8 protein-coding genes and 1 pseudogene are annotated in these 12,556 nt (G+C 70.7%); 4 read left to right on the plus strand and 5 right to left on the minus strand.

Annotated features, from left to right (window positions below):
* The first annotated feature begins 29 nt into the window (after positions 1–29).
* Positions 30–1,022: an LLM class flavin-dependent oxidoreductase gene (locus AMIS_RS15375; protein WP_014443242.1), complete on the plus strand. Its 993-nt coding sequence runs from the start codon at positions 30–32 to the stop codon at positions 1,020–1,022.
* A gap of 88 nt (positions 1,023–1,110) precedes the next feature.
* Here the strand turns inward: AMIS_RS15375 and AMIS_RS15380 are convergent, their stop codons facing one another.
* Both AMIS_RS15380 and AMIS_RS15385 read right to left on the minus strand, forming a co-directional pair.
* The gene (locus tag AMIS_RS15380) at positions 1,111–2,088 is read right to left on the minus strand and encodes an MsnO8 family LLM class oxidoreductase (protein ID WP_014443243.1); all 978 of its coding nucleotides are present in this window, start codon (positions 2,086–2,088) and stop codon (positions 1,111–1,113) included.
* 54 nt (positions 2,089–2,142) lie between these two features.
* The gene (locus AMIS_RS15385) at positions 2,143–2,643 is read right to left on the minus strand and encodes a cupin domain-containing protein (protein WP_014443244.1); all 501 of its coding nucleotides are present in this window, start codon (positions 2,641–2,643) and stop codon (positions 2,143–2,145) included.
* Between the two features lie 94 nt (positions 2,644–2,737).
* On the opposite strand from AMIS_RS15385, the gene AMIS_RS15390 reads away from it, so the two are divergent.
* Complete coding sequence (locus AMIS_RS15390; protein WP_014443245.1) at positions 2,738–6,172, plus strand: TIR domain-containing protein; 3,435 nt, start codon at positions 2,738–2,740, stop codon at positions 6,170–6,172.
* Positions 6,173–6,614: 442 nt separating this feature from the next.
* Here AMIS_RS15390 and AMIS_RS44855 read toward each other — a convergent pair.
* A pseudogene (locus AMIS_RS44855) lies at positions 6,615–7,801 on the minus strand (NF041680 family putative transposase); the annotation flags it as partial.
* 302 nt (positions 7,802–8,103) lie between these two features.
* On the opposite strand from AMIS_RS44855, the gene AMIS_RS15400 reads away from it, so the two are divergent.
* Together AMIS_RS15400 and AMIS_RS15405 are read left to right on the plus strand one after the other, a co-directional pair.
* The gene (locus AMIS_RS15400) at positions 8,104–8,988 is read left to right on the plus strand and encodes an SDR family oxidoreductase (protein WP_014443248.1); all 885 of its coding nucleotides are present in this window, start codon (positions 8,104–8,106) and stop codon (positions 8,986–8,988) included.
* A gap of 581 nt (positions 8,989–9,569) precedes the next feature.
* Positions 9,570–10,424, plus strand: a complete 855-nt coding sequence (locus tag AMIS_RS15405) for a DUF6192 family protein (RefSeq protein WP_014443249.1) — start codon at positions 9,570–9,572, stop codon at positions 10,422–10,424.
* A gap of 369 nt (positions 10,425–10,793) precedes the next feature.
* Here AMIS_RS15405 and AMIS_RS15410 read toward each other — a convergent pair whose 3' ends face one another.
* Both AMIS_RS15410 and AMIS_RS15415 read right to left on the minus strand, forming a co-directional pair.
* Entirely contained in the window at positions 10,794–11,543 is a 750-nt protein-coding gene (locus AMIS_RS15410; protein WP_014443250.1) for an SDR family NAD(P)-dependent oxidoreductase, read from the minus strand.
* Positions 11,544–11,708: 165 nt separating this feature from the next.
* A complete protein-coding gene (locus AMIS_RS15415; RefSeq protein WP_014443251.1) occupies positions 11,709–12,440 on the minus strand; it encodes an NADPH-dependent F420 reductase in 732 nt (243 codons plus the stop codon).
* Positions 12,441–12,556 lie beyond the last annotated feature (116 nt).

Raw genomic sequence — 12,556 nt, forward strand, 5'->3', positions numbered from 1 at the left:
ATCTTGCCTGGTCGTTTGTTGCTCCGCGTATGAGTCAACCGCGTCTTTCGATCCTGGACCTCGCGCCGATCGCCCCCGGCGACAGCGTCGCGCAGGCCTTCGCGAACTCCGTCGCCATCGCGCAGGCCGCCGAACGGCACGGGTACGAGCGCGTCTGGTACGCCGAACATCACAACATGGCCCGCATCGCGTCCAGCGCGACCAGCCTGCTGATCGGGCACGTCGCCGCGCACACCTCCACGATCCGGCTCGGCGCCGGCGGCATCATGCTGCCGAACCACTCGCCGCTGGTGATCGCCGAGCAGTTCGGCACCCTGGCCTCGCTCCACCCGGACCGGATCGACCTCGGCCTCGGCCGGGCGCCCGGCAGCGACCAGGCCACCATGCGGGCGATGCGCCGCAACCCGATGTCCGCGGAGAGCTTCCCGCAGGACGTCCTGGAACTGCAGGGCTACCTCAGCGGCGAGTCCCGGATCGAGGGCGTGCGGGCCACACCGGGCGCCGGGACGAACGTGCCGCTCTACATCCTGGGGTCGTCGATGTTCGGCGCGAAACTCGCCGCCGCGTACGGCCTGCCCTACGCGTTCGCCTCGCACTTCTCGCCCGGGCTGCTGGAGGAGGCGGTCACGCTCTACCGCCGCGAGTTCACCCCGTCGGCGCAGCTGTCCTCGCCGTACGTGATCGCCGGCGTGAACGTGGTCGCCGCCGCGACGCCGGAAGCCGCGCGGGAGCAGTTCGAGATCACCCGCCGGATCCTGGTGCGGGGGCTGGTCACGCGGACGCCCGGAGCGCCGGACTACAGCGACGCAGAGATCGACGCCTTCCTGGGCACGCCGAACGGGCGTCAGCTCGCGGCGATGCTCACGTACACGGCAGTGGGCACGCCGGACGAGGTGGGCTCGTATCTGACGAGGTTCGCCAAGGAGGCCCAGGCCGACGAGTTGATCGTCGTGCACCAGGCGACCCGGATCGAGGACCGGTTGGAGTCGGTCGCCCTGACCGCCCAGGCCATCGCTGCTTAGCGCCCCGCGTGTGGATTTCGGGCGCGCTCCGCACCCGAAATCCACACGCAGGCGAAGGACTCACGCGGCGCGTGGAGTCCGGGTCCGCTCACGAGTGGCGGAACATCGCCGCCAGACTGGTGTCCGAAGCGTCCAGCGCCGCCCGGTCGAACGTGCTCCCCGCCGCGACCACCTCCACCGCCCCCGTCCGCTCGATCAACTCCGCGAGCCGGCTCTCCACCCGCCCCGCCGTCCCGATGATCGCCGCCGCGACGGTCTGCTCCACGTACTGCTGCTGCCGCGCCGTCTTCCGCGCGGCCCGGACCTCGGCCACCGGCTCCAGCGGCGGAAACACCCCCGTGGTACGGCTCGAAGCCATCGCCCACGCCTCCGGCAGGATCAGTTCCGCCGCCTCCTCGGCGGTGTCCGCGATCAGCACGTCGAGACTGACCGCCACCCGGGGCTCAGCCTGCTGAGCCGACGGCCGGAAGTCCCGCCGATATCCGGCCAGCGCCTCCAGCCCCGGCCCCGGATCCCCGCCGATCCCGAGCAGCGGCCCGCCGACGATCACCGGCAGTCCGGCCTCGGCGGCGACCCGTAGCCCGGTCCCGGTGGCGAGCACGTGGAGCGGCACCGGCCCGTCCGGCTGCGGGTGCAGGGTGACGTCCGCGGTCCCGCCGAGGAACCCGCGCAGCTCGGCGATGTCGGCGGCGAAGTCGTTGTCGCCCTGTCGCAGGGCACGGCGTACCGGCGGGGTGAATCCGGGGGAGCGGCCCAGCCCGAGGTCGACCCGCCCCGGCGCGAACGCGGACAGGGTGGCGAACTGCTCGGCGACGACGAGCGGCTGATGGTGCGGCAGCATCACGCCGGCCGAGCCGAGGCGGATCCGCGAGGTGGCGCCGGCGACAGCGGTCAGCAGCACCGCCGGTGCCGCACCCGCGATCCCGGGGACTCCGTGGTGCTCGGCGACCCAGAACCGGTCGTACCCATTCTGCTCGGCGTGGGATGCCCGCGCGACGGTCCCGCGCAGCGCCGCCGTCTCGGTCTCTCCGGCGCGGGTACGGGACCGGTCCAGCAGCGAAAGCATGATCACGAGAGGTGCAGCGCCGGGAACGGGCCGGCTGTTCCCCCGGTGGGCGGATCAGGAGGTGGCGAGCCCGAAGCGGCGGACCACGTCGGCCAGCCACGGGGTGTCCACGAATTGGAGCCCGTGCTCGGCGGCCAGGGCGGCGCCGCGTTCCGGATCGGGGTCGTCGGCCTCGATCATGTCGGCGACGGCCCGGAAGAACAGCTCGAATCCGGCCGGGCTGATCACCTCGATCATGCGGGCCGGCTCGGAACCGGCGTTCCACATGGCGTGGGCTTCGCCGCGCGGCTTGGTGATGTAGCCGCCCGCGCCGAGGACGGCCTCCCGGTCGCCGGAGCGGAACCCGATCGTGCCTCGGGTCACGATCGAGTGTTCGTCCTCGTACGTGTGGATGTGTGGTGGAACGAGCGCACCGGGCGGGAACTCGTGCTCGACGATCGCGAGGGCCCCGCCGGTGTCGGCGCCCCAGAGCTTGAAGTCGACGGTGATGGCGCCGAGGCTGCCGGAGCGGCCCTCGCCGGGCCGGACGACGCGTAGCGGAGGTGGGGTGGTCATGACTGCAGCCTGACCGAGACCGCCCTCTTCCGCCATCGGGTTACGGCATGGAGAATCGTTCGCCGCCGATCATTGCCGACCCGGGGACCGGACCATGCCTTTTGACGGGTTCATCTCGTACAGCCATGCCGCTGACGGGCGCCTCGCGCCCGCCGTGCAGCGTGGCCTGCACCGGCTCGCGCGGCCCTGGCACCGGCGCCGGGCGTTGTGGATCTTCCGGGACCAGACCGGGCTGGCCGTCACGCCCGGCCTCTGGTCGTCGATCCAGACCGCGCTGGACGGCTCGCAGTTCTTCGTGCTGCTCGCCTCGCCGGAGGCGGCCCGCTCGCCGTGGGTGAACAAGGAGATCGAGCACTGGGTGGCCACGAAGTCGCCGCAGCGCGTCCTGCCGGTGCTGACCGACGGCGAGTGGCGCTGGGACCCCGCGACCGGCGACTTCACCGACGACTCCACGGCGGTGCCGGACGCGCTGCGCGGGGTCTTCGCCGAGGAGCCGCTCTACCTGGACCTGCGCTGGGCCCGTGACGACCTGCACCTGACCCTGCGGCACGCCCGGTTCCGGGACTCCATCGCGCAGCTCGCCGCGCCGATGCACGGGGTCAGCAAGGACGAGCTGGAGAGCGAGGACGTGCGCCAGCACCGGCGGGCCCGCCGGCTCTGGTCGGCGGCGACCGCGACGCTGGTCGTGCTGGCGATGGTGGCCTCGTTCACCGGGGTCCTCGCGATGCGCAACGCCGGCCGGGCCAACGCCGAGGCGGTGGAGGCGCAGCGGCAGCAGCGGATCGCCGCCGAGCAGCGCGGCAGCGCCGAGCGGGCCACCGAGGAGTCCCGCCGCCAGCAGGAGAACGCGCAGACCCAGGAGGAGCGGGCGCGGGCGGCCGCCGAGGAGACCCGCCGGCAGGAGCGGCTCGCCGGCGAGCAGCGCGTGCTGGCCGACGAGGCCGCGGCGGAGGCCGCCACGCAGCAGGAGAACGCCGGCCGGCAGGCGCAGAACGCGCGGCGCGAGCAGGAGAACGCCCGGCGCGCCGCGGAGGACGCCCGCCGTGAGCAGGAGAACGCCCGCCGCCATGAGGAGGACGCGCGCCGCCAGAAGGAGAACGCCCGGCGGCAGCAGGAGGACGCCCGCCGCAACGCCGAGGACGCCCGCCGCCAGCGCGAGGACGCCGAGCGGCAGAAGGACAACGCGCGGCGCTCCGAGGGCGAGGCCCGGCGGCAGCAGCAGCTCGCCGATCAGGCCGAGGAGCGGGCCCGGGAGCAGGAGAAGCTGGCGCGGCACCACCGGGATCTGGCAGCCGAGGCGACCGAGGAACGACGCCGGCAGGAGAAGATCGCCCGCGAGCAGGAGGCGCTGGCCCGGGAGGCGGCCGAGGAGGCCCGCCGGCAGCGCGAGGAGGCCGCGCTGCAGCGTCGGATCGCGATCAACCAGCGGCTCGTCGAACGCGCCCGGGCGATGATCGAGGACGATCCGCAGAAGGCCCTCATGCTCGGCGTGGCCGCCCAGCGCGTGCACCCGGGCACGACCACCGATGACCAGCTCAGCCACCTGGTCATGTCCACGAATTACGCCGGTGCGATGCCCGGTGTGACCGATGTCGTCACGGTCGCGGACGATGTCCTCGCCACCGCGGACGCCGACCGTACGGTGTCGTTGTGGAACGTGGCGGATCCGGCGCGCCCGGCCCGGCTGACGCGGCTGCCCGCCACCGGCACGGCCGCTCCGACGCTGACGGTGAGCACCGACGGGAAGACCCTCGCGATCGCCGACGGGAGTCCCGCCGCGGCCTTGTGGAACATCACGGACCACACCTCCCCGGTACGGGCGGAACCCCTCACCGACGCGGCGGGAATCGTCACGGTGGCGTTGAGCCCGGACGGCCGTACCGTGGCGACCAGCAACCGCGCCAAGGACACCGTCCTGTGGGACGTGACGCCCGGCCGGGCCCCGGTCATCCTCGCGACCCTGCCGCAGGCGTCGTCGCTGACGTTCAGCCCGGACGGGCGCACCGCCGTGACCAGCGGTCCGACGGTCACCGTGTGGAACCTGGCCGACCGCGCCACCCCGGCCGCGCTCAGCACGCTCACCGGCGCCCGCCCCGGCGGCATGGTCGCCTTCAACCCGAAGCTGAACGTGGTCGTCGTCGAGGAGGATCTCGGCTGGGTGGCGCCCTGGGACCTGCGGAACCCGGCCGCCCCGAAACGCGGCTCCGGACTGGATGCCAAGACCCGCGGCTCCACGCTCACCGGGGTGGGGTTCAGCCCGGACGGGCTCATGGTGGTGGTCAGCGACTCCAGCGGGACGACCAGCCTGACGAACTTCTCGCTCGGTTCCATCCCGGGCCAGGCGATCGCGCTGGGCCGGGTCGCCACGCTGACCGGCCGGGACGGGCCGATCACGTCGGTGACGATGAGCCGTGACGGCCGGATGCTGATCACCGCGGGGGAGCGCCGGACCGCCACGCTGTGGCGGATCCGGGGAATGTTCGGCCGCGACCCGATCGGCGCGTTCACCCGGCCGTCGCCGGCGGACGTCGTCGGCGTGGCGTTCGGCCCCGACGGCCGTACGGTGCTCGCCGCCGACGCGCCGGGCACGGCCGTCACCTGGGACCTGTCCGATCCGGCCAACCCCGTCGAGCGTCCCGCGCGGGAGCTGAACACCGGCCGGATCCAGCTGATGAAGCAGAGCCCGGACGGCCGCACCCTGGCCGTCGGCGGCATGGACGAGGTGGTGACGCTGCTGGACATGACCGCCCCGGACGGCCCCGCCGTGCTGGCCACGATCGGCAAGGGCGGCGAGGACGTCACCGCGTTCACGTTCAGCCCGGCCGGGAAGACCCTGGCCGTCGGCCGGGCGGACGGCACCACCACCCTGTACGACCTGACCGACCCCACCGACCCGGCCGCCATCACCAAGGTCACCGACCGCGCCACCGTGAACGTGATCGCGTTCAGCGCGGACGGCCTGACGATGGCCGTCGGCGCCGGGTTCGCCGTCTCGCTCTGGACCCTGGCCGACCCGTCGGCCCCGATGCGCCACGCGGAACTCGGCACGGGCGACTTCGTCTTCGCCGCGGCGCTCACCCCCGACGGCCGCACCCTCGCCGTCGGCGCCGGCCTGACCGGGGCGTCGACCCTGTGGGACATCGCCGACCTGGCCCGCCCGCACCGGCTCGCCACGGTCCAGGGCACCACGAGCGGGGCGCGCTGGCTGGGCTTCAGCCCGGACGGGCGCACCCTGGCGACGGCGGGCACCGGCGAGGCCCGGCTGTGGGACGTCACCGACCGCAGCACCCCCTTCCGGTACGCCACGCTGGCGAACCCCAAGCTGAAGACCATCGACCTGACGTTCAGCCCGGACGGCCGCACCCTCGCCGCAGGCGGCAGCCGTCACGTGACCCTCTGGGACTACTCGGTCCCGCAGTCACTCGCCGCCGCGCCCGAGGCCCACGCCTGCGCCGTCACCGGCCGAGGCCTCACGAAGGAGGAGTGGACCGGCTACATCCCCGAGCTCCCCTACCAGCCCACCTGCTGACCTCCGCCGCCCGCCCCGCCCCGTGCCTGATGCGCGTGCGCGCCGTGGGTGACGTCCTGCGGTCCGGGGCGGCGTCTTGCCCGGTCCGGGGTGGCGTCTTGCCCGGTCCGGGGTGGCGTCTTGCCCGGTCCGGGGTGGCGTCTCGCGGTCCGGGGTGGCGTCTCATGGTCCCCACGTTTGCGGATCTTGGAAACGCCGATGCCGGCTGGCGCTCAGTGCGGACAAAACGGGCGGCTGGCAGCACTGTTAACCAGCCCAGCGAGACGAGCTGGTTAACAGTGTTGCCGGCAGCGTGCTCGGACAGCGCTGGGAGCCGGCTGGACCAGCTGGTTCACAGTGTCGGCCCGGCGGTTTTGATCACGCGTGCGGGCGTCATCGACATGCGCGATCGCTTAGCTTGTGTTTTAACCCGTGCGCCGGGGTTTGGTGCCTTCTTGTGGTGGGCCAGGCGTAGCTGAGTATGCGCGGCCAGCACCAGCCAGGTCCACCGGTCGGCCGCGGCCGGCTCGTAGAGCTTCGGGGCGGTCCAGCCCAGGGTCTGTTTCAGCAGCCTGAAGGTGTGCTCAAGATCGAAGCGGCGTAGGAACGCCTGCCAGCACCGGTCCACGTCAGCGGCGGTGGCGTCGACCTTGGACCACCACAACCAGACCGGCTTCGGCTCGCCGCTGCTGGGCAGATGGTCGACGGTGAGCCGGATGACCGTGCCCGCGATGATCGGCAGCGGCTCGCCGTGGTCGGCCCAAGCGGCGCGGCGGGTCAGTCGCGGGTGCAGCCGGTCCCACGATTGGGCCCGGGCCTGGCCGTAGAGGCGGGTGTCGGTGTGTGTGACTGCCTGCTCGACGCCCCAGCTGGCGGGGTCACCGAAGACGAACTCGCCGCCGTGCTTGGCCGGCCGACCGCCCTCAGGGTTGTAGACCCGTGGCGGAGTCGGGCGGCGCAGCACCCGATCTGAACGCATCCGGCCGAGGATCTCCACCGGCAGGTCCCGCAGCAGCCAGGCGATCCGCGGCGCTTCGTAGCCGGCGTCCAGCACGATCAGAATGTCGCGGTCCCCGGCCCGCCACTGCTCGGCCTGGATGAGACGGTCGACGAGTTGCCGGATCTGCGCGCACGTTATCGCGGTGAGATCCGCGCCGGGCGGCAGCCGCACGGCATCCAGCAGCGCGGTCCACGAGGTGCGGCCGGTTTCGAGGGCGGCGATGAACGAGTACGGCCAGCCCGGGATCATGCGGGTGTTCTTCCTTGCCACGGCCGTAGGTGTGGCAGAACGAGCGCTGCGGACTACAGTTCCCGTCCGGGCGCAGCCACGGGGAGACGTCCACCGCGAGAACCAGGCGGCCGTCCGCAGCCCCGCGGCAACGGTGTCTCGGCCAGCTGCCGGCGCAGCGCCTCCACCTGGATACGGCCGTGGTTGAGCGCGTCGTACAGTGCGCCGTGCCCCCGGCGGTGCTCCGGAGCCAGAGACAATCCGACCAGGGTCTTGACCGGCCCGTCGGTGCACAACAGCGCCTCGGTCAGCTCGAACAACGCATCCGCCCGCGCAGTCAGGCACCGGTAGAACTGCTGCCGGAAGCTCGCCAGCGCATCGATCGCTTCCGCCTGATCCGTCATGCCCGCAACAACGAACATCGATACGGCCGGACACGGCTGGAGCTTTGTCAGGGCTGCCTGCTTCGCGACGCCATTTCTGAAGTCGTCGCGAGATGCCCCTTCTCCGGGGTGGCACCCATCGGCAAGGGCCGGTAAAGTCGCCGCAGTTGGATCCGCAACGTTGATCTAAGTGGTGCGGGAAAGCCGCCCGGCTGACCACTACTGATCACGCGCAAGATCCCCGCCAACTCTTGGAGGGTCTTGCCATGGACCGATCTCACTCGTCCCAAAGCCGGCCAATCGCCGAGGACGTCAAGCTACTCACGGTCGTCGCGCCGAGTATGGATGAGGGCTGCAGCCCTACGGGGCTTGTCGGACGACGCTTGGCACGGCAATTGCTTGCCGCCGGGCATCCCGTAAGGGCGCTAGCGGAGCCCGAGGAGTGCAGTGGCTGGCCGGCCGAGGTAGAAGTGGTAACCGGCTCCATCAGTCAGCCGTTGCCGTCAGCCGAGATCTTCGCTGGCGTTGATGCGATATTCCTTGCCGGCGCGCATCCCTCAACCGTCGAAGCGTCATTGAGGTTGGCGCGTGACGCCGGTGTCCGACGGATCGTGCTGCTGTCGTCCCACGGGCCCGAGTACGAGCAGTACAACCCGCCGGAGACCTGGCACTGGCTCGCCATCGAACGCGCTGTAGAGCGTTCCGGGCTCGAGTGGACTCATCTCCGGCCCTCCGCCGTGATGGGCTCCGTCAGGAGCGGCACGTATCCCGCGACTGGCTCAGACTGGCCGCAGTCCATCCGAACGGAGGGAGCCGTCCGGGAGGCCTTCCTCGACACCGGGCACTACCCGTTCATCCATGAAGACGACCTTGCCGCTATCGCTGTGGCGGCGATGCACACTGACCACTATGCCGGCACCGTCATCGAGGCGGTGGGATTGCCTTTGTCCACCCAGTCTCGAGTACGCAGCATCGCTGACGCCATCGGTCGCGACATTCAGGCTATCAACGTGACGGCTGCTGAGAGCCGGGCAACGTGGCAACGTAACGGCTGGCCCGAAGGCGCCATTGAGGTAACGCTATACGCCCTCCAGGAGTACGGTGCGCGCTTGACTGAACTCACCGAATGGACGGTCACACAACGGCCCTCCGTCCGCGACATCATCGGCCGCTCGCCGCATACCTACGACGAATGGGCCGCTGAGAACGCCGACCTATTTCTCTAAACAGAGCGCCCTGCGTCGCGAAAAGGAGGCGCTCTCATGACCGCAGCCCGGTCCTGCTCGCGCCCGGCACGCTGGTAGGCACTCGCTGTAGTCAGTCTTGATCACCAGCGGTCGGGTCTGGTGCCCGGCGATGCTGGAGGGGGCGGGAGGTTAAAGCACAAGCTTAGTGCCTGTCTCTCTACTTCAAGGTCGAGTTGAGGCCGGTTCTACGCTCGGGGAATGAGCGGTGTGAAGCGCGCTGCCCGGGGCCGGTTGTCGCTGGTCCCGCAGCCGACCGGCACGGTCGAGAAGCCGTCGCCGCGGCGGTGTTCGGTCTGTGATGGCCGGTTGCCGGTAGCGCCAGGTCCTCGATGGTGTTCTGTTCTCCGCGGTGCCGCACGAGGGCCTGGCGGCAGAGGTCCTCACACCGGGTCAGGCGGACGGGTGACCGCTGGCGGGTGACCGCGACCTTGCTGACCTGCGGTTCAGCCTGCCTGGTATCGACCGTAGTTGCTGACGGCGGACCTTGTTCGCCGCGCTGCGGGCGCCCCGGGTGGTGGAAACGATGGTGGCGACGATCGGGCAGGTGACCCAGCAGCGGTATGACGAGCTGGGGGGCGCAGTCGCGGGAGCTGGTGCGTGAGCATGGCCGCATTCAGTTCAAGTTGGGGGACAACGCGCTGGAGATCGAGCCGATGGGCCCGCACGGTGGTTCGCAGCCGCATCAGGTGCCCGGTCTGGGTGTGACCGAGGCGTTGCGCATGTTCGCCGAGGACATCGTGGTGTCACCGAACACGATGAAGGACTGGCGATGGGTGGCGTCACGGTGGCCGGCCAAGCAGCGCCGCGACGACGTGCCGTTCCACATCCATCGCGTGCTGGCCTCGATCGCCGATGCCGACCAGCGGTTCGCGGTGATCGCCGAGCCGCCGATGCTGGCCCGCACCGGTGAACGCCGATGGACCGAGGACGAGGCGAAACGACGGCTGGGCTGGCAGGTGAGCCGGCCGGAGACGGTCCAGGAGAAGGTCAACGCAGTGCACGCGCTGGTCGACGATGACGAGGTCGCCACCCGCGTCGCCACCGATCTGCTGCGCCGGCCGGAGGTCGCCGCGCGGGCGATGAGCGACACCACGGCCCGCCACCTGGTCAACCGCGCTCAGGCCGACCAGGCCCGCCAGGGCACCGAGCTGGTCCGGCAGCGCACGCCCGCGCTGCAGCACATCGAGCACACCCGTGAGTTCCTCGACCTGGTCGGGGCGTGCGCGCAGTTCGTCGCCTCGGCCGGCCGGATCGTCCCGGGGCTGCGTGGGCAGAACTACACCGAGGACGAGAAGGCGACGGTGCAGCGCAACCTGGCCCGGGTCCGGGCGGCTGCGGACTGGATCGAGGGCGCGGTCGCCACCGGTCAGGTCACTCCGGAGGAGGGCCTGGCCCGCCTCCTGGCCGGCGAGTAGGGCCGAGCCCCGCTCGGGCCCACAACCGGCGCCAAGCCGCTGCGCCCGTGACGGTCGCGGCCTCGAGTCACCTCAGTGGCGCGGCTTGATGACTTTCATGGTCATGCGGAAGCCGGCTCAGGCGACGGCAGATCTTCGAGCAGCTGGGCGGTCAGCCAGCTGCCGTAGGCGGGCAGGTCGCCGACCTGCCCGCGGTGTCGCCGCGAGGGAGCGCTGCCTGCTCGAAGGCGATTGCGCGGTGGTCCGATGACAAGAGCCTCGTGCCGAGGCCATGCCATCTTCTGAGGGGACTTGTCGTAGGCGTCCGGGGTCTGTTGCACGTCGAATCGGCGCCCGTTCGTGCAGCAGCCCCGCCGGTCCTTGTGGTGCTCAGATCTGGCCCAAGCCACCGTCTACGGGGATGTCGGCACCGTTGATGAAGGACGCCGCATCAGAGGCGAGGAAGGTGACCGTGTTCGCCATCTCGAATGGCTCACCGATGCGGCGTGCGGGAGACCTTCGGACAGCGTCGTCGATGAACGCCTTGAAGGAGTCGTCCATCTCGCCGCTCTTGAAGCCTTCGCTGGCGATGGGGCCAGAGGTGACGACATTGACACGGATCTTCCGGTCGGCGAGCTCCAAGGCCCATGTGCGCGCGAAACTGCGCATCGCGGCCTTGGTCGCGGCGTAGACGCTTGCCGCCGGGACGCCCTGCTGCGCCGCAAGTGACGAGGTCATGATGATCGACCCGCCGTCCACCATCAGCGGAAGGGCGGCCTGGACAAGGAAGATCAGCCCTTTGATGTTGACGCCGAGCTGTCGGTCGAGGGCTTCTTCGGTGATCTCGCCGAGGGTCTGATAACTGGCTGCTGCGGCGTTGGCGAAGAGGATGTCGAGCTTGCCCGTTGTTGACGTGATCTGTTCGATCAGGGCCTCGATGTCTTCCTTGCTTCCGGCGTCTGCACGCACTCCGATCAGCTTCGGTCCGAGTGCGGCTTCAGCCGCGCGCAGCTGCTCGACCGTGCGGCTGGTCACGAAGACCGTCGCCCCCTCGGCGATGAGCTGCTTGGCAGTGGCGAAGCCGATGCCCACACCGCCCCCGGAAACCAGTGCGACCTTCCCATCGAAACGACTGCTCATTTCGCTTTCCTTAATGATTGTTCGCTGATGCCATGTATTGCTGGTGCGATGAACCGACGTGCAGCTCCCGGGCGGTTAGCCTGGGAGCCGCACGTCAGCGGCCGGCCGGCGGACAGGTCGCCGGCTGCGGAGGTGTCCGGGCTCTGTGAAGGGGTGCTACCGGTTCTACTTGGTGATCTCGCGGTAGATGTCGACGCCGTTCACCATGTCGACCCCGGTCTCGGGCGTGTACACGGCTTGGATCATCGCGACCCGGTCGTGGTCCAGTCGCGTCCTGTCGGCGCGCGCGAGCGCTGCCCGCAGAGCGGTGGCGTCCAGATCGGTGCAGTACGCGGGCGAGCCCGGCTGCACGCGCCACGAGTCGGCCAGGCTTCCGGCGTCGACAGCCTCGAACCCGGTGTCCTCGACCAGCCGCATCACGACCTTCTTGGCTTCCAGGTCGTCCCCGGCCACGGGCAGCGCCACCCGCTCCGGCTCGCCGGCGGTGCGTCCCTTGAGGGCGAGGCTGCGGGAGAAGATCGAGCTCCAGGCCTTGATGATGGGCCGGCCGACCTGCTCGCTGAGCCAGGCGGTGTCCGAGGCGGCCTCCGCCACCCCCTCGATCACGCCGGCTTCCGGGTAGTAGTTGGACATCTCGACGATGACCGTCGACGCGGGCGCGTCGCGAAGGATCTGCCCCAGCTCGGGAATCGCCACGAACGGGATCGACAGCACCACCACCTCAGCCGCCGCCACGGCGTCAGCGACCGTGGCAGCGCGCGCCCCGAGCTCCTCGGCCAGGTCCTTCAGAGACTCCGGGCCGCGGGAGTTGGCCAGGATCACGTCGTGGTTGGCGCCGGCAAGTCGCCGTGCGAGCTGGCTTCCGATGTTGCCGGCTCCGATGACCGCGATGTTCACAGCATTTCTCCTTGATCTGGCGCCGGGCTCGACCCGTGCGCCGGGTGGTTCGCCGGAGCTCGTGAGACGGGAGGAACCGTCCCGCGCCGACCTTTGTCACTGTACGCCGAACGTGT

Source organism: Actinoplanes missouriensis 431 (assembly GCF_000284295.1).
GTDB classification, from domain to species: domain Bacteria; phylum Actinomycetota; class Actinomycetes; order Mycobacteriales; family Micromonosporaceae; genus Actinoplanes; species Actinoplanes missouriensis.